This is a genomic window from Microbacterium hydrothermale (assembly GCF_004854025.1).
In the GTDB taxonomy this organism is placed as follows: domain Bacteria; phylum Actinomycetota; class Actinomycetes; order Actinomycetales; family Microbacteriaceae; genus Microbacterium; species Microbacterium hydrothermale.
Window position 1 is genome coordinate 619,629 of sequence record NZ_STGM01000002.1, and the last position, 17,298, is coordinate 636,926.

General features: G+C 67.4%; 18 protein-coding genes and 2 tRNA genes. 9 read left to right on the forward strand and 11 right to left on the reverse strand.

Annotated elements, in window-relative coordinates; translation table 11 throughout:
- Positions 1-558, reverse strand: coding sequence for a peptidylprolyl isomerase (locus tag FB047_RS06520; protein WP_136586366.1), 558 nt, complete (start codon positions 556-558; stop codon positions 1-3).
- 101 nt (positions 559-659) lie between these two features.
- Here FB047_RS06520 and FB047_RS06525 point away from each other — a divergent pair, with 101 nt between their 5' ends.
- The gene (locus FB047_RS06525; protein ID WP_136586367.1) at positions 660-1,232 is read left to right on the forward strand and encodes a DNA helicase; all 573 of its coding nucleotides are present in this window, start codon (positions 660-662) and stop codon (positions 1,230-1,232) included.
- A complete protein-coding gene (locus FB047_RS06530) occupies positions 1,229-1,711 on the forward strand; it encodes an aminoacyl-tRNA deacylase (protein WP_136586368.1) in 483 nt (160 codons plus the stop codon). The genes FB047_RS06525 and FB047_RS06530 overlap by 4 nt, the downstream gene beginning before the upstream one ends.
- On the opposite strand, the gene FB047_RS06535 is transcribed toward FB047_RS06530, so the two are convergent.
- Positions 1,712-2,143 carry an NUDIX hydrolase gene (locus tag FB047_RS06535; RefSeq protein ID WP_136586369.1) on the reverse strand — a complete coding sequence of 144 codons (432 nt, stop codon included), beginning with the start codon at positions 2,141-2,143 and terminating at the stop codon, positions 1,712-1,714. It abuts the gene before it with no gap.
- A 207-nt stretch (positions 2,144-2,350) separates the two neighbouring features.
- Between FB047_RS06535 and FB047_RS06540 the strand changes: the two genes are divergently transcribed.
- Positions 2,351-2,677 (forward strand): hypothetical protein, encoded by a 327-nt coding sequence (locus FB047_RS06540; RefSeq protein WP_136586370.1) that lies wholly within the window; start codon positions 2,351-2,353, stop codon positions 2,675-2,677.
- A gap of 43 nt (positions 2,678-2,720) precedes the next feature.
- Here FB047_RS06540 and FB047_RS06545 read toward each other — a convergent pair.
- The 9 genes from FB047_RS06545 to dnaA all read right to left on the reverse strand — a co-directional run bounded on the left by FB047_RS06545 (position 2,721) and on the right by dnaA (position 13,196).
- Positions 2,721-2,793: transfer RNA gene (locus FB047_RS06545), tRNA-Ala, on the reverse strand.
- A 14-nt stretch (positions 2,794-2,807) separates the two neighbouring features.
- Positions 2,808-2,881: transfer RNA gene (locus tag FB047_RS06550), tRNA-Ile, on the reverse strand.
- Between the two features lie 68 nt (positions 2,882-2,949).
- Positions 2,950-3,351, reverse strand: coding sequence for a DUF3566 domain-containing protein (locus tag FB047_RS06555; protein WP_136586371.1), 402 nt, complete (start codon positions 3,349-3,351; stop codon positions 2,950-2,952).
- Entirely contained in the window at positions 3,348-5,978 is a 2,631-nt protein-coding gene (gene gyrA / locus FB047_RS06560; protein WP_136586372.1) for a DNA gyrase subunit A, read from the reverse strand. The genes FB047_RS06555 and gyrA overlap by 4 nt, the downstream gene beginning before the upstream one ends.
- Before the next feature lie 60 nt (positions 5,979-6,038).
- Positions 6,039-8,075 (reverse strand): DNA topoisomerase (ATP-hydrolyzing) subunit B, encoded by a 2,037-nt coding sequence (gene gyrB / locus FB047_RS06565; RefSeq protein WP_136586373.1) that lies wholly within the window; start codon positions 8,073-8,075, stop codon positions 6,039-6,041.
- Between the two features lie 119 nt (positions 8,076-8,194).
- Entirely contained in the window at positions 8,195-8,683 is a 489-nt protein-coding gene (locus FB047_RS06570) for a DciA family protein (RefSeq protein ID WP_136586374.1), read from the reverse strand.
- The gene (gene recF, locus FB047_RS06575) at positions 8,676-9,830 is read right to left on the reverse strand and encodes a DNA replication/repair protein RecF (protein ID WP_136586375.1); all 1,155 of its coding nucleotides are present in this window, start codon (positions 9,828-9,830) and stop codon (positions 8,676-8,678) included. The genes FB047_RS06570 and recF overlap by 8 nt, the downstream gene beginning before the upstream one ends.
- Before the next feature lie 54 nt (positions 9,831-9,884).
- Positions 9,885-11,036 carry a DNA polymerase III subunit beta gene (gene dnaN / locus FB047_RS06580; RefSeq protein WP_136586376.1) on the reverse strand — a complete coding sequence of 384 codons (1,152 nt, stop codon included), beginning with the start codon at positions 11,034-11,036 and terminating at the stop codon, positions 9,885-9,887.
- 450 nt (positions 11,037-11,486) lie between these two features.
- Positions 11,487-13,196: a chromosomal replication initiator protein DnaA gene (dnaA, locus tag FB047_RS06585; RefSeq protein WP_420812645.1), complete on the reverse strand. Its 1,710-nt coding sequence runs from the start codon at positions 13,194-13,196 to the stop codon at positions 11,487-11,489.
- A 27-nt stretch (positions 13,197-13,223) separates the two neighbouring features.
- Between dnaA and rpmH the strand changes: the two genes are divergently transcribed.
- From rpmH to rsmG, 6 genes are read left to right on the forward strand one after another with little or no spacing between them, the layout of a single operon-like run.
- Positions 13,224-13,361, forward strand: coding sequence for a 50S ribosomal protein L34 (rpmH, locus tag FB047_RS06590; protein WP_005054680.1), 138 nt, complete (start codon positions 13,224-13,226; stop codon positions 13,359-13,361).
- Positions 13,362-13,369: 8 nt separating this feature from the next.
- Positions 13,370-13,714, forward strand: a complete 345-nt coding sequence (gene rnpA, locus FB047_RS06595; protein ID WP_136586378.1) for a ribonuclease P protein component — start codon at positions 13,370-13,372, stop codon at positions 13,712-13,714.
- Complete coding sequence (gene yidD / locus FB047_RS06600) at positions 13,711-14,067, forward strand: membrane protein insertion efficiency factor YidD (RefSeq protein WP_136586379.1); 357 nt, start codon at positions 13,711-13,713, stop codon at positions 14,065-14,067. Before rnpA ends, yidD begins: the two co-directional genes overlap by 4 nt.
- A 2-nt stretch (positions 14,068-14,069) precedes the next feature.
- Positions 14,070-15,143, forward strand: a complete 1,074-nt coding sequence (gene yidC / locus FB047_RS06605; RefSeq protein WP_205822704.1) for a membrane protein insertase YidC — start codon at positions 14,070-14,072, stop codon at positions 15,141-15,143.
- A gap of 15 nt (positions 15,144-15,158) precedes the next feature.
- Entirely contained in the window at positions 15,159-15,662 is a 504-nt protein-coding gene (locus FB047_RS06610) for a Jag family protein (RefSeq protein WP_136586380.1), read from the forward strand.
- An 8-nt stretch (positions 15,663-15,670) separates the two neighbouring features.
- On the forward strand, positions 15,671-16,300 hold the full coding sequence (gene rsmG, locus FB047_RS06615) for a 16S rRNA (guanine(527)-N(7))-methyltransferase RsmG (protein WP_136586381.1): 630 nt from the start codon (positions 15,671-15,673) through the stop codon (positions 16,298-16,300).
- Positions 16,301-17,298 lie beyond the last annotated feature (998 nt).

The window sequence follows — 17,298 nt, forward strand, 5'->3', positions numbered from 1 at the left end:
TCAGACCGAGACGACGTCGACCGACTGCAGCACGACGTCTGCCTTCGGCCGGTCCTGCGCGCCGGTGGGGACCGCCGCGATGGCGTCGACGACGGCCTTCGACGCGTCGTCGGCGACCTCGCCGAAGATGGTGTGCTTGCCCTGGAGCCACGGCGTGGGGTCGGTGGTGATGAAGAACTGCGAGCCGTTCGTGCCCTCGGGCTGACCGGTGATGGCGTTGCGGCGCAGTCCGGCGTTGGCCATGGCGAGCTTGTACGGCGCGGTGAAGTCGAGCTCGGGGTGGATCTCGTCGTTGAAGGTGTATCCCGGACCACCGATGCCCTGACCGAGCGGGTCGCCGCCCTGGATCATGAAGTTGGGGATGATGCGGTGGAAGATGACGTTCGTGTAGAGCGGACCCTCGCCCTTGGCGCCGGTGGCCGGGTCCGTCCATTCCTGCGTCCCATCGGACAGACCGATGAAGTTGCGGACGGTGCGCGGAGCGTGGTCACCGAAGAGGTTGACGACGATGTCGCCGTGGTTGGTGTGCAGGGTCGCGACGGCGGTGTGGTTGGCCATGGGTACATTCTCTCAGAGTTATCTGCAAGGGTCGGCGGCGCGAGCGGCCCGTTCTGGCAAGATGAGGGCAACGTACATCCCATCGACAGGGAGGATGAGCCGTGGGCCTCAGCCGCAAGAGCAAGAAGGAACTGCGCAAGCTCCAGAAGCACGCCGCCAAGGTGTGGGAGTCGCAGCAGGTGCTGCTGGGCGAGAGCGGGAAGGTCGCTCGTGAAGCCGGCCACCAGCTCGGTCGCTTCAGCCGCGAAGACCTCGTCCCCGCCGTGCAGGACGGCTACAACAAGTACGCCGCGCCGTACGTCGACAAGAGCGTGAAGTACAGCAACCGCTTCCTCAGCAACAAGGTCGTCCCGGCCGCCGGAGCCGTCGTCGGCGGCGCGCTCTCTGTCTGGGACGCGGCGGGCGACACCCGTGACCGCCTCGCCAAGGGCAAGGGCTTCGAGCTCGACGCCCACAAGTACGCCAAGCGTGCCGAGAAGTACGGGAAGCAGGCGTCGAAGCGCCTCTCGAAGAAGCTCCCCTCGCAGCACGACGGCATCGGCGCCGGTGGCGTGATCGCCATCATCCTGGGCGTCGTGGCCGCGGCGGGCGTGGCCTACGCCGCGTGGCAGACGCTGCGCGCCGACGACGAGCTGTGGGTGGCCGACGACCCGCTGCGCGCACCGGACGCGTGAGCGATCCCACCATCAGAGTCAGAGAGGCCGCGCGCGAGCGCGGCCTCTCTGTCGATGTGCGCGAGCGCCCCGCGGCCTCGAGTCTCGTCGAGGCGGCGGACCTCCTCGGCATCCCTCCCTCCGCGATCGTGAAGACGCTTGTGGTCAAGCGCTCCGACGACACCTACCTGTTCGCCCTGGTGCCCGGCGACCGTGCCATCTCGTGGCCCAAGCTGCGCGCGGTCGTGGGCGTGAACAAACTTCGGCTGCCTGAGCCCGAACTCGCTCTCGCCGCGACCGGTTACGAACGCGGCACGATCGTGCCTATCGGCAGCACCACCGCCTGGCCGGTCTTCGCCGACGAACGCATCGTCGGCGAACGGATCGCGATGGGAGCCGGCGCACACGGCTACAGCCTGTTCGTCGACGCCGACGATCTGATCGCCGCGTACGGGGCCGTCGTCGCCGACATCACCACGGAGAGCGCGCAGCGAGGGTGATCAGGGCCGCGGCAGGTCGGCCATCCGGAAGGCGATGTCGACCAGCTGCACCCGGCGCACCTTCCGCGCCGCCGCGAGGGTGAACCACGCCGCACGATCCGTCGACCCGTCCGTCTCGAACCGGAGGCGACCGCCGACGATCCGCGCGCGATAGACGATCCTCAGCGCGTGCAGGGGTTCGGACGCCCCGTCGGCGAGACGCGCCTCTGCCGGGATGACTCGGGAATGGATGCCGAGAAGGTCGCCGACGACCACTCGGAACCCGGTCTCTTCGCGCACCTCTCGACGGACAGCGTGAGCCGGATCCTCGCCCGGCTCGAGGCCGCCGCCGGGGAGCGTCCAGGCCGCCCGCCGACCGTCGATCCAGTGGGCGAGCAGCACGCGGTCGTCGGCGTCGGTGATGACGGCGTACGCGGCAACCCGCATGTCCATGACCAGACTCTAGCGACCCCGCCCGCCGACGACGGTCCGCGCCGCTCGAATGGAGGGCGGGCCAGCATGGACGGATGAGCCCCGACGCATCGTCCTCCGCCGTCTCCGACCCGCACTGGCGAGACCTCACGTTGGACCTGGCGCGTGTCGCGGCCGTCGTCTTCGTCGTGGTCGTGGAATCTTCCCGTCATCCTGATCGTGTCCGCGGTGGCTCTGATCGTCCCCGGTGCGGCTCCTCTCCCGGGCAGCGCCGACTGGTGGGCGACGCGTCCCGTGGTCTTCGTGGTCTTGGTGATCGTGCGGGGGCTGCTGTCGGTTCCGCTCGCGCGCATCGAGACGATCGGGGTCTCCCCGGCATCGACGCGTCCGCGGCCGCGCGCCGTCGCCGTGGCCCGGACCTCGGCGTTCCTGCCGCTGTTCCTCGTGACCGTGTACGGGCTCGATACGACCCTGCTTCTCTGCGGGACGGTGCCGCTCGCGGCATCCGTCGTCCTTCTGAGAGGACGGCGCGCAACGCCGCACCGCGCCGCGTGAAACGAGAACAGCCGGCCCGAAGGCCGGCTGTTCATCGTGAGTGTGGAGCCTAGGAGATTCGAACTCCTGACATCCTGCTTGCAAAGCAGGCGCTCTACCAGCTGAGCTAAGGCCCCGCGAGGGAAAGGGGTGGGGCTACCAGGACTTGAACCTGGGACCTCTTCATTATCAGTGAAGCGCTCTAACCGCCTGAGCTATAGCCCCGTCTCGCTGACGTGATCACGTCAACCTCGAAGAGTTTACCGGACTTGCGAGGTTTTGACGAATCGGCGTCAGTTCGAGGTGAAACCGACGAGCAGACCGCCGGTCACCTTCACCGCGAGGTTGTAGATCCCGGCCATCACTGCACCGAGGACCGTCACGACGACGAGGTTCAGGATGGCCACGATCGCGGCGAACGCCATGACCTGCGGCAGACCGATGTACTGCGACAGCGTCGCACCGCCGTCGGTGAAGCTCGTGAAGAACTCGTCGAGCTTGGTGAGCAGCGTCGCCGAGACCACCAGGTAGATGAGGAAGTACGACACGACCGTCACGATGGCCAGAGCGACGGCCACCAGGAACGACAGCTTCACCGCCGACCAGAAGTCGATGTAGACCAGGCGGAGACGCACCTGCTTGGCAGGGGTCTTATGAGTCGACTTCTTGGCGAGTTTGTCGGCTACCGTGCTCATGCGTCAGTACTTTCCTCGGGGGTCTCGGGAGTGGAGGCGGTGGCCTCGTTCGCGTCATCCGCGGCGGGCTCCGTGGTCGTCTCCGTCGTCTCGGCCAGGTTGCGCTCGGCATTTCGCGCGATCGCGATGATCTTGTCGTCGCCTCCTGCACGGGCGAAAACGACACCCATCGTGTCGCGACCCTTGGCAGGCACCTCGGCCACGGAGGAGCGTACCACCTTGCCACTGGCAAGAACCACAAGGACCTCGTCGGTCTCGGACACCATCATGCCGCCCGCGAGAACCCCGCGATCGTCGGTCAGACGGGCCACCTTGATGCCCAGACCGCCGCGGTTCTGCATGCGGTATTCAGTCACGGCGGTGCGCTTGGCGTATCCGCCCTCGGTGACGACGAAGACGAATTCGTCGTCCTTGGCGACGGATGCCGACAGAAGGCTGTCGCCCTCGCGGAAGTCCATGCCCTTCACGCCCGAGGTCGAACGCCCCATCGGGCGCAGAGCGCTGTCGGTCGCGGAGAACCGGAGCGACATCCCCAGTCGGCTGATCAGAAGGATGTCGTCGCCCTCGTCGACGAGCAGTGCGCTCACGAGTTCGTCGGCACCGCCCTGATCGGCGTCGCCGTTCTCCTCGGAGCCATGATCACGGAGCTTGATCGCGATGACACCGCCCTGGCGGTTGGTGTCGTACTCGTCGAGGCGGGTCTTCTTCACCAAACCGCCGCGCGTGGCGAGCACGAGGTACGTCGCCACCTGGTAATCGCGGATGTCGAGGATCTGGGCGATCTCCTCGTCGGGCTGCAGCGCGAGGAGGTTCGCGACGTGCTGGCCCTTGGCATCCCGACCGGCCTCGGGGACCTCGTAGGCCTTCGAGCGGTACACGCGGCCCTTGTTCGTGAAGAACAGCAGCCAGTGGTGGGTCGTCGTGACGAAGAAGTGCTCGACGACGTCGTCGGCGCGCAGCTGCGCGCCCTTCACACCCTTGCCACCGCGGTGCTGCGAGCGGTAGTTGTCGCTGCGGGTGCGCTTGATGTAACCGTCGCGCGTGACGGTGACCACCATCTCCTCTTCGGCGATGAGGTCTTCGATCGACACGTCGCCGTCGAATCCGTGCAGGATCTCGGTGCGACGGTCGTCGCCGAAGCGATCGACGATCGCGGTGAGCTCGTCGCGGATGATCGTGCGCTGGCGGGCCGGCGTGGCGAGGATGTCGTTGTAGTCGGCGATGCGCGCCTCGAGCTCGGTGGCCTCGTCAACGATCTTCTGCCGTTCGAGTGCCGCGAGACGGCGCAGCTGCATGTCGAGGATCGCCTGCGCCTGGACCTCGTCGATGTCGAGGAGCTTCTGCAGGCCCTCGTTGGCATCCTGGGCCGTCGGAGAACGACGGATGAGCGCGATGACCTCGTCGAGCGCGTCGAGCGCCTTGAGGTAGCCGCGCAGAATGTGCATGCGCTCCTCCGCCTTGCGCAGGCGGTAGCGCGTGCGGCGGACGATGACCTCGACCTGGTGGTCGATCCACAGGCTGATGAACCCGTCGAGCGACAGCGTGCGCGGCACCCCGTCGACGATCGCCAGCATGTTGGCGCCGAAATTCTCCTGAAGCTGGGTGTGCTTGTACAGGTTGTTCAGCACGACCTTGGCGACGGCGTCGCGCTTCAGCACGATGACGAGGCGCTGGCCCGTACGACCCGAGGTCTCGTCGCGGATGTCGGCGATACCGGTGATCTTGCCCTCGCGCGCGAGGTCGCCGATCTTGACCGCGACGTTGTCGGGGTTCACCTGGTACGGCAGCTCGGTGATCACAAGACAGGTGCGGCCCTGGATCTCCTCGATGTTGACCACGGCGCGCATCGTGATGGAGCCGCGACCGGTGCGGTAGGCGTCCTTGATGCCGCGCGTGCCGAGGATCTGCGCGCGGGTCGGGAAGTCGGGCCCCGGGATGCGCTGCATGAGCGCCTCGAGCAGCTCCTCGCGCGTGGCATCCGGGTTCTCGAGGGCCCACAGCGCGCCGGCCGAGACCTCGCGGAGGTTGTGCGGGGGGATGTTCGTCGCCATACCGACGGCGATGCCGACGGAACCGTTCACGAGCAGGTTCGGGAAGCGCGCCGGCAGGACCGTCGGCTCCTGCGTCTGACCGTCGTAGTTGTCCTGGAAGTCGACGGTCTCTTCTTCGATGTCTCGCACCATCTCGAGCGCGAGAGGAGCCATCTTCGTCTCGGTGTAGCGCGGGGCGGCCGCCCCCTGGTTTCCGGGCGAGCCGAAGTTTCCCTGGCCGAGAGCGAGGGGGTATCGCAGCGACCACGGCTGCACGAGGCGCACGAGGGCGTCGTAGATGGGGGCGTCACCGTGCGGGTGGTAATGGCCCATCACCTCGCCGACAACGCGCGCGCACTTCGAGAACGACTTGTCGGGGCGGAAGCCGCCGTCGTACATGCCGTAGATCACGCGGCGGTGCACCGGCTTGAGACCGTCGCGCACGTCGGGCAGCGCGCGACCGACGATCACGCTCATCGCGTAGTCGAGGTAGCTCCGCTGCATCTCGAGCTGCAGGTCGACCTGGTCGATCTTGCCGTGGTCGTGCACCGGTTCGCCCCGGACGTCGTCGGGCTCGGGCGTGGTGTCGTCAGCCATGTCTTCTCAGTTCCGTAGTGCGTTCGTCGTCTGTCGGTGCCGTGTCTCGCGTCGGCGAGATCAGATGTCGAGGAAGCGGACGTCTTTGGCGTTGCGCTGGATGAAGCTGCGGCGCGACTCCACGTCTTCGCCCATGAGGACGGAGAAGATCTCGTCGGCCGCGGCCGCGTCGTCGATCGTCACCTGCTTCAGCGTGCGGGTCTGGGGGTCCATCGTGGTCTCCCAGAGCTCGTGGTCGTTCATCTCGCCGAGACCCTTATAGCGCTGGATGCCGTTGTCTTTGGGGATCCGGCGACCCGAGGCCTGCCCGTCCACGAGCATCGCGTCGCGCTCGCGGTCGCTGTAGGCGTACTCGTGGGGGTGGTTCGACCACTTCAGGCGGTACAGCGGCGGCTGCGCGAGATAGACGAAGCCCGCTTCGATGAGACCGCGCATGTAACGGAACAGCAGGGTCAGCAGCAGGGTGGTGATGTGCTGGCCGTCGACGTCGGCATCGGCCATGAGCACGATCTTGTGGTACCGCGCCTTCGCCATGTCGAAGTCTTCGCCGATGCCCGTGCCGAAGGCCTGGATCATCGCCTGGACTTCTTTGTTGCCCAGGGCGCGATCGAGGCGCGCGCGCTCGACGTTGAGGATCTTGCCGCGCAGCGCGAGGATCGCCTGCGTGTGCGGGTCGCGGCCCTGCACGGCCGAACCGCCGGCGGAGTCACCCTCGACGAGGAAGATCTCGCTGATCGACGGGTCTTTCGAGGTGCAGTCCTTGAGCTTGTCGGGCATCGCGGCGGACTCGAACACGCTCTTGCGGCGAGCGGTCTCACGCGCCTTGCGCGCGGCCAGACGCGCTGTGGCCGCGTCGATCGCCTTGCGGATGATGTTCTTCGCCTGGCCGGGGTTGCGGTCGAACCAGTCGCCCAGCTTGTCGCCGACGACCTTCTGCACGAAGGCGCGCGCCTCGGTGTTGCCGAGCTTCGTCTTGGTCTGGCCCTCGAACTGCGGTTCGGACAGCTTCACCGAGATGACGGCGGTGAGGCCCTCGCGGATGTCGTCGCCGGTGAGGTTGTCGTCCTTCTCTTTGAGGAGGTTGTTGGCGCGGGCGTACCGGTTGACCAGCGTGGTCAGCGCGGCGCGGAAGCCCTCTTCGTGCGTGCCGCCCTCGTGCGTGTTGATGGTGTTCGCGTAGGTGAAGACGTTCTCGGTGTACGCGGTCGTCCACTGCATCGCGAGCTCGAGGGCGATCTTGCGCTCGGTGTCCTCGGACTCGACCTCGATGATCTCGTCGTTGACGACGTCGGCCTTGCGCACGCGGTTGAGGTGCTCGACGTAGTCGACGAGGCCGCGCTCGTAGAGGAACGAGTCGTGGCGTGCCTGGGTGACCTCTTCGCCCGGCTCGCCCTCGGTGACGAGGGACTGCGGGCGCTCGTCGCGCAGGCTGATGCGAAGTCCCTTGTTCAGGAACGCCATCTGCTGGAAGCGCGTGCGCAGCGTGTCGTAGTCGAAGTCGATGGTGTCGAAGATCGTGGCATCCGGCCAGAACGTGATCGACGTTCCGGTCTGGTCGCTCTCCTCGCCCTTCTCAAGCGGGGCCAGCGGAGACCCGCCGTCGCGGAACGACTGGCGCCACACGTGACCCTGGCGACGCACCTCGACCTCGAGGCGCGTGGAGAGCGCGTTCACGACCGAGGAACCGACGCCATGCAGACCACCCGAGACCGCGTAGCCGCCGCCGCCGAACTTGCCGCCCGCGTGCAGGACGGTGAGGACGACCTCGACCGTGGACTTGCCCTCGGTGCGGTGCATGTCGACCGGGATGCCGCGACCGTTGTCGACCACGCGGACGGCGCCGTCCTGGAGGATCGTGACGTCGATCGTGTCGCAGTAGCCGGCGAGGGCCTCGTCGACGGAGTTGTCGACGATCTCTTGCACGAGGTGGTGGAGCCCGCGCTCGCCGGTCGAACCGATGTACATACCGGGGCGCTTGCGGACGGCCTCGAGACCCTCGAGCACCTGGATGGCGTCTGCCCCGTACTCGTTGGGAACCTTCGCGGGGGTGGTCGCTTCGGGTTCCTCGGAAACGCTGTCGGGGTTATCGGACGTCATGAGTGAGCGCGCTCCAGATCGATTCGTCGGAAGCTCCATCTTACCGCGCGGGTGCCCGCGAAATGGCGTGTACGCCCCTACGCGGGGAGAAATCGTGTCGATCCGGGACCGACCATGGCCTAACCGTAGGTATCGCGCGGACCGCGGCCTGGAACGGCTCTGGGCCCCCATTTCCACGAGGGGACGTCAGGCCCGACGAAGCGGATGGCCTCGACTCCCGCCTCGGGGAAGCGGCGGATGATCTCCGACAGGATGTGGGCGCGCATCAACTGGAGCTGCTTGGCCCACGCGGTCGAGTCGGCCTGGACGGTCAACGTGCCGGCATCCAGAGCCACCGGGCGCGTGTGTGCGGCGGTGTCGGCTCCTGCCACCTCGTCCCACGTGCGCACCAGGTCTTCCCGCGAGAGCTGGGGTTCCCACCCGGCCGACCGGGTCAGCGATGACAGCACGTCGCCCAGGCCGCGGGGATCGCGCCCCGGTGCGAAGGGCGCGTTGTCGCCATCGTCGACCCGACGTCGACGCTTCTTCTTGCGGTAGGGCGAGGGCTCGAGCCCGCGCAAGCGCAGGTACGTGGCCATGGTCTCGGGGAGTTCGCCCTCGTCACTCATCGCGCGCCTCCGCGATGCGACCCGCGTCGACCCGCACCACGTGCGCGCGGAGCCCCTCGGGAACGTCCTCTTCGACCGCGGACGTCACGATGACCTGCTCGTAGCCCGACGCGAGCTCGGCCAGACGCTGCCGGCGGCCCGCGTCGAGCTCGGCGAAGACGTCGTCGAGGATGAGGACCGGGTCGCCCAGGCGCGATTCCGCCCGCAGCAGTTCGGCCGAGGCGAGCCGCAGGCCGAGCGCGACCGACCAGGACTCCCCGTGCGAGGCGTAGCCCTTCACCGGAAGCCCGCGCACTTCGAGCACGAGGTCGTCGCGGTGCGGACCGACGAGCGTCAGCCCGCGCTCGAGCTCGGCGTTGCGGCGCGAGGCGAGAGCGGCGCGGAACTGGTCCCCCAGGGGAGCGGACGATCCGGACAGGCCCGAGGACTCTCCCTCCTCGGGATCGCCGCCGCCGACGGAGAGCGCCCACGACAGCCGCGGGGCGTGGTCGGCCCCGGCGATCGCCGCGTACGCCTGCGCCATCGGCTCCGACAGATCGGATGCCAATGCCATGCGCGCCTCGATCACCTCGGTGCCGAGGGTCACGAGCTTCTCATCCCACACGTCGAGCGTGCTCAGGGCGTCGCCGCGCACGCCTCGAGCGCGCGCGGACTTCAACAGCGCGGTGCGCTGGCGCACCACGCGTTCGTAGTCGCCGAGGACCGCCGCCATGCGCGGCGTCCGCTGAACGATCAGCTGGTCGGCGAAACGGCGGCGGGCCGACGGATCGCCGCGGACGATCTGCAGGTCTTCGGGCGCGAACAGCACGACCTGCGCGTACCGCGGGAGTTCGGACGTGCGGACGTTCACGCCGTTCACGCGGGCCTTGTTCGCACCCTGCCGGTTGAGCTGCAGTTCGAGCAGCACGCTGCGCTCACCGTGGGCGAGGCGTGCGCGCACGATCGCGGCATCCGTTCCGTCGCGCACCATCGGTGCGTCGCTCGAGACGCGGTGCGAACCGAGGGTGGCGAGGTACGCGACGGCTTCGACGAGGTTCGTCTTGCCCTGGCCGTTGCGCCCGACGAAGAGATTGGCTCCCGGGGAGAGCGCGACGTCGGCGCCCGCGTAATTGCGGAAGTCCTTCAGTCCGAGCTGCTCCACGATCACCGAGTCAGACTACCCGTCGCCTCCGACACGGCCGAGGCGAAGGGTGCCCGACGATCAGCGCAGCAGCAGGTTGGGCTGCAGCAGGTACTTGAACGACCCTTCGCCGCCCTTGTCGACCGAGGTCTGCGGGGTCACGAGGACCGGGCTGAGCTTGTTGGCGTTGTCGCTCGAGGTGAACGTGATGCGCGCGAACTCGCTGCGGACCGCGCCGAGCGACTCGAGGAGGTACTGGGGGTTCAGTCCCAGCGTCACCTCGTCGCCGACGAGCGTCGCGTCGACGGACTCGGTCGCGCGGGCCTGCTCCGTACCCGAGGCGTCCATCGAGACGCCGTCGGCCCCGAAGGTGAAACGCAGGGGGGCGGACCGGTCCAGCACGAGGGCGACGCGTCGGACGGCCTCGGCGAGCTCGGCGGTGTTCACGACGCTGTGGTGCTCGGTCTGGGCGGGGAACAGTCGGCGCACGGGCGGAAAGTTCCCCTTGATGAGCAGCGAGGTCACCGTCTTGTTGCCCGACGAGAACGCGATGATCTCGCGGTCTCCCGAGCCCGAGAACGCGATCGAGATGTCGCCGCCGTGCGCGAAGGTCTTGCCGACCTCCTGCAGCGTGCGGGCGGGGACGAGCGCGGAGGTCGGTTCGTCGGATGCCGCGGCCCCGCCGTCCCAGGGGATCTCGCGCAGGGCGACGCGGTAGCGGTCGGTGGCGACGAGGCTCAGCTGCGTTCCGGTGACCTCGAGCTGCACGCCGGTGAGGACGGGGGTGACGTCGTCGCGCGACGCGGCGAAGGCGACCTGGGCGATCGCCGTGGCGAACTCGTCGGCGGGGACCAGGCCGGACTCCCCGGTGACCTCGGGGATCGCGGGGTATTCCTGGACGGGCATGGAGGCGAGCGTGAATCGCGCGGAGCCGCACGTCAGCAGGATGCCGCCGTCGTCGTCGACGGCGATCTGGATGGGGGCGTTGGGAAGCCGGCTGGCGATGTCGCTGAGCAGACGGCCATGGACGAGGATCGTGCCCGGTTCGTCGACCGTGGCCTCGATGGTCGTCCGGGCGGACGCCTCGTAGTCGAAGGCGGCGAGGGTGAGTCCCTGCTCTCCGGCCTCGATCAGCACACCGGCGAGGATCGGCTGCGGGTTGCGCTGAGGCAGGAGCTTGACCACGAACGAGACGGCTTCGCTGAACACATCGCGATTGACGTGGAACTTCACGGGCGCTCCCTTGACGGCGGGTATGGCTTACCCATGCTAGTGCCCCGTTCCGGCGGAGCCTGCGTCGTTCGGTCCGCACGGCAAGGTCATCGAATCTCTCTTAACAACGAGAAATGATCTTCATCTTGTTAACCGCTGTGGACAGTGTGGATAACTCCCGACACGCGTGTTAACACAAGGGATCGCGGAGGTTGTTAACTGTGGACGCGCTGCGGGAAGCCTGGGCAGTTAACAGCGATGGCCGAGGGTGGCCTCGCACCGCCATCCACAGAGTTAACGCGTTCGTGCACAGCTCATCCGCAGCAAATCCGAGTTATCCACAGGTTTTCCACACTGTGCAGAACTCGCTGAAAAATCGTGTCGAGCGCAGGCAGGAGCTCCGTCGGGGGCCGAAAACGACCGAAGGGTCCGTCCGAGAACCTCGGACGGACCCTTCGGGGAGACGGGCGCTCAGCGCATGCGGCCGAGTTGGCTGGTGATCTCCGAGACCTGGTTGAAGATCGAACGGCGTTCCTTCATGAGGTCGCTGATCTTCTTGTAGGCGTACATCACGGTGGTGTGGTCGCGGTTGCCGAAGAGCTGGCCGATCTTCGGCAACGACAGACTCGTCCGCTCACGGCACAGGTACATCGCGATCTGACGCGCCGTCGCGACGGCCTGCGAGCGACTCGAGCCGTAGAGGTCGTCGACCGAGAGCTTGAAGTACTGGGCGGTCGCCGTGATGATGTCGGTCGGCGAGATGACGTTCGCGTCGTCTTGATCGATGATGTCGCGCAGCACCGTCTGCGCGAGCGACATGTCGAGGGTCGACCGGTTCAGGCTCGCGAACGCCGAGACGCGGATGAGGGCGCCCTCGAGTTCGCGGATGTTCGACGAGACGACGGTCGCGATGTACTCGAGCACGTCGTCGGGGATGAGCAGTCGCTCGCTCTGCGCCTTCTTGCGCAGGATCGCGATACGCGTCTCGAGGTCGGGGGCCTGCACGTCGGTGATGAGACCCCACTCGAACCGGCTGCGCATGCGGTCTTCGAAGCCGGTCAGCTGCTTCGGCGGCAGGTCGCTGGTGATCACGACCTGCTTGTCGTGGTCGTGCAGGGTGTTGAACGTGTGGAAGAAGGCTTCCTGCGTCTCGGCTCGACCCTGGAGGAACTGGATGTCGTCGATCAGCAGGATGTCGACGTCGCGATATCGCGCTTGGAACGCCGAGCCGCGGTTGTTGGCGATCGAGTTGATGAAGTCGTTCGTGAACTCTTCGCTGGAGACGTACCGGACGCGGATGCCGGCGTACATGCTCGCGGCGTAGTCGCCGATCGCATGCAGGAGGTGCGTCTTGCCGAGGCCGGAATCCCCGTAGATGAAGAGGGGGTTGTACGCCTTGGCCGGCGCTTCGGCGACGGCGACCGCGGCCGCGTGGGCGAAGCGGTTGGACTGCCCGATGACGAAGTTGTCGAAGGTGTACTTCGGATTGAGTCGGGTGTCGTTTCGCGAGGCGGGGACGATGGGATCGGGGGCCTGCTCCACCGCCGGCGTGCTCGAGGCGGCCGGCGAGCGGTCTCGTCCCGCAGCGCGGTCGGATGCCGCCGATGCGGGCGACGCGGCCGGCCGCGGCGTTTCGACCAGATCGGGGTTGACCACGACCCGGAAGGTCCCGACGGCCGGATCCTCACCCTGCACCTGCGCGAGGGCCTCCATGATCGGCGCCCGCATGCGCTTGTTGAACTGCGCGGCGGTCAGATCGTTGGGGACGTCGAGATACAGCGTCCCTCCCATCACGCCCTGCGGAACCGCGAGGTTCAGGAAGCCGTGCAGCTGGGGGGTGACGCGGTCGTCGGTGAGAAGATGGTCCAGCACGGCCGACCAGACGGGGACATCCGGTACTTCGTGCAAAGACATATCCCCTCCGGGATCTAGACGCGACGGGCGATCGACGTGTCGCGCCGAACCTGTGGATAACTTCCGGGGCCACGCTAGTTCGCGGCTCTCGCGGAGCAAAATCCACTGTAAGACCCGGCCGCGTGTCTTTGCCACGCTTGTGGACAACGCCTGGGGATAATGGGCGGTCGCCTCCCCGGTTTGAGTTAACGCCGCGCGCGACGTAGCCTTAGTCGGTTGACTTATGCCTATACGGCAGTCCCGACCCCGTCCCCGGCAGAAGAGCATCGGGCGACACCACCTCCGGAGTGACCCATGAGCAAGCGCACCTTCCAGCCCAACAACCGCCGCCGCGCCAAGAAGCACGGCTTCCGCGCCCGCATGCGCACGCGTGCCGGCCGCAGCATCCTCTCGGCGCGTCGCGCCAAGGGCCGTACCGAGCTCTCGGCCTGACAGACCCGGTGCTCGCGAAGCCGAACCGACTCACCCGCGGATCGGACTACAAAGCCACAGTCCGACGGGGTTCTCGTTGTGCCGGAGCGCACACGATCACCTATGTCGGTTCGTCGGCCGAGGTCAGTACCGACGCCCCGCGATTCGGCTTCATCGTGAGCCGACAGGTCGGCTCCGCTGTCACCCGCAACACCATCCGCCGCCGCCTCAAGGCGGTGTGCGCCGAGGCGCTCCCGTCCATCCGCGGGGGCGCCTCGATCGTCATCCGTGCACTTCCCTCCGCCGCCACGATCGACTACGCGACCCTTCGCGCCGACGTGGTGAGGTGCCTCGAACGAAAAGCGTCAGCATGAGCGCTTCGACACTCCCGACCTCGTCGACGGGCGCCGGCCGACTCCGGGCGGACGCCGTCCTCGCATCCGTGCCCCTGCTCCCGCGGAACGCGGGGCTCGCGCTCCTGCATGGCTATCGCGCGACGATCTCGCACGTCTACGGCGACGTGTGCAAGTACTACCCGTCCTGCTCCGCCTATTCGGTGGGCGCCGTGCAGCAGCACGGACTCGTGAAGGGCATCGCGTTGACCGCGGCCCGTCTCGCACGGTGTCATCCCTGGGCTCAGGGTGGCATCGACGACGTCCGTCCTCACCGGGCCTTCCGCCACGAACTCACTCGGCACGGATTCGTCGTGCCCGCCCGAAAGGACTGATCGTGCAATTCGATCTCATTGGGACCATCCTCTGGCCGCTGAAATGGGCGGTCGAGCTCGTGCTCGTGGGCTGGCACGCGCTGTTCACGGCCCTCGGCATGGCTCCGGCCGCCGGCCTCACGTGGGTGCTGTCCATCATCGGCCTCGTTCTGATCGTCCGCGCGGCTCTGATCCCGCTCTTCGTGAAGCAGATCAAGAGCCAGCGCAAGATGATGGAGATCGCCCCCGAGCTCCGCAAGGTGCAGGAGAAGTACAGGGGCAAGCGCGACCAGCTCTCCCGCGAGGCGATGAGCCGCGAGACGATGGCGCTGTACAAGAAGCACGGCACCACGCCGGTTTCCAGCTGCCTGCCTCTGCTCGTGCAGATGCCGATCTTCTTCGCGCTGTTCAGCGTGCTCAACGACGTGTCGAAGCACGCGGCGAGCGGCGTCGGCGGAGTGGGGCTGCTGACCCCCGAACTCACGACCGAGTTCTACGACGCGCGCCTCTTCGACGTGGCATCCATGCACGTGAACCTGGTCACCGCGTGGAGCCAGCCCGATGGGCAGGTCACCGTCGCGATCCTCCTGACCCTGGTCGTACTGATGATCGGGTCGCAGTTCTTCACCCAGCTGCAGATCATCTCGAAGAACCTGTCGCCCGAGGCCAAGACCGGTCAGGCGTACCAGATGCAGAAGATCATGCTCTACATCCTGCCGCTGGCGTTCATCTTCTCGGGTGTCTTCTTCCCGCTCGGTGTCGTCATCTACTGGTTCGTCAGCAACCTGTGGACGATGGTCCAGCAGTTCGTGGTCATCCGCGAGATGCCCACCCCCGGCTCGGACGCGGCGAAGGCGCGCGAGGAGCGACTTGCACGCAAGGGCAAGGCCATCGACTCGTCGGGCAAGGTCGTGGCGATCGAGAAGTACCAGGCCGAGCAGCAGCGTCTTCTTGAGGAGGCGGAGCGTGCGCGCGCCGCGGCCCCGAAGCGTCAGCAGCCCGTCGGCAAGCAGCGCGCCAAGAAGCAGCAGTCCGCCAAGAACACCGGAGCCGCGGGCGGTCCCGCGGGTAGCCCCGGCTCCTCCCCCGCCTCCTGAGACCCGGAGATCACGATGACGACGTCCGATCAGATCGCCCCCGACCAGACCGCCGCCACCGAGGAGCAGCTCGAGCAGGAGGGCGACATCGCGGCCGACTACCTCGAGGGTCTCCTCGACATCGCCGACATCGACGGCGATCTGGCGCTCGATGTGCGCGCGGGACGCGCGTACGTCTCGGTCGAGGCGGAGGACGCCGAGGCTCTCGGCAGCCTGTCGCACCCCGACACCGTGCAGGCGCTGCAGGAGCTCACGCGGCTGGCCGTGCAGAACGCGACGGGGCGCTTCTCACGCCTGATCCTCGACATCGGCGGCTCGCGGGATGCCCGCCAGCGTCAGCTGGAGACCCTCGTCGACCGTGCGATCGCCCGTCTCGACGAAGGCGCCTCGCAGGCGTCGCTGCCCGCCATGTCGAGCTACGAGCGAAAGCTCGTGCACGACATCGCGGCCGACCGCGGGTACTCCTCCGAGTCGTTCGGTGAGGGTGCCGATCGTCACACCGTGCTGCGTCGCGGCTGAGTATCGAGATGTCGGAGCAGCTCGAGACCGAGCCGGCCGTCGCGGCGTCGCTCTTCGGCAACAACATCGATCGAGCGCGTCGGTTCACCGAGAACCTCGCGCGACACGGTGAGGAGAGGGGCCTCATCGGCCCGCTCGAAGTACCGCGCCTGTGGACGCGTCACATCCTGAACAGCGCGATCGCGGCGCCGTATTTCCACGGACGGTCCGTCGACGTGGGCTCCGGTGCGGGCCTTCCGGGTCTGGTGCTGGCGATCGCACGGCCCGATGTGGAGTGGACGCTCATCGAGCCCATGGAGCGACGGACGGCGTGGCTCACGGAGCAGGTGGCCGAGCTGGAGCTGTTGAACGTGACTGTCGCGCGCATGCGCGGCGAGGAGTGGACGGGCGGACGGGTCTTCGACGTGGCGACGGCCCGCGCGGTGAGCGCGCTGCGCACCCTGCTCCCGTTCACCGCTCCCCTCGTCCGACCCCGGGGGAAGCTGGTCTTCCTCAAGGGAGCGAACGTCGCGGCAGAGGTCGACGCTGCGGCGAAGCAGATCCGGAAGTTCGGCCTTGAGGACGTGAGGGTCGAGATCGTCGGCGAGGGCGTGCTCAACGAGCCGACGAGGGTGTTCTCCGCGACCGTTTCACGCTGACGTAGGTGTAAAAGCCGTCTGATCTGGTATTTAGTTCCGTTTATCGGTGCGACGTGCGGCCCCCGCAGGCATAGGGGTGGGATGCCGCGGCATTGCTCACCTGCGTTACTCGTTCTCGCGGGCGCAGAGTGTGCGAGGGTTCCCGTCCTTGCGTGGGGTGCGGAGGCCGCCGGGGGCTACAGCGATTCAGGTTCCTGTTGGGTCGCGTACTTTGTGCTCCGGGCCTGCGTAGGGACGTGGCCCTCGCCTCTTCGTCTGGTGTGAAGCGCTCGACGTCGCGGTGGTCGGTCGGGGGCTGGATCGCTGAAGCGGAGCACCCGCGCTGAGTGCGTGCGCCTCTCGCGCCACGGGATGGCATGGAGATGTGTAGTCAGCCGTCGCGGCTACCTCACTGCTCTTCACGAGAGAACTGCGGGTGCGATTCTTGGGCTTCGGGTTGGCGGTTGTGGGTCGCGTGCCGGCACTCGTCGGGCTGCGGCTCCATGCGTGCGTCGCGAATCTCCGTTCGCGGCTCGGGGTTCACGTCGTGCCCCGTCGGTCGTGGTTCCTTGCGCGCTATGGGTCTCTCGACGCGTGCGCTGCGCGGCAGGCGTTTGGGTCAGGCAGGTGAACTGTGCGCTGAGCCCGCTGAGTTGGGCGCCGCGTTGCCCGTGGTGTCCGCGACGGGTAAGTGATGGAGTCCGGGGTGATGAGCACCCGGAGCACTGGGTTTCTCGACCTCGCGGTCTTCTATCGGGGTGAGCTGCTTCTGCGCGCCGTGGAGTCCCATCCGGCTGTTGTTTCCGGGGGCGTGTGCAGGAGCGTGAGGCTGTTGGGTTATCAATGGAGGTTCGCCTTCTCGTGGCGGCGCAGCGAGAGCTTACTGCCGCCTGAGCATGGTGGAGGGGAGGCGACCGCGTATCCGTCGTGAGGCGCCGACGGTGTTTCACGTGAAACCGACATGCCCCACGCGGCCGCTGACGCTTCGGAGTGCGACAGGGTGGTGACGTGCGTTGCTG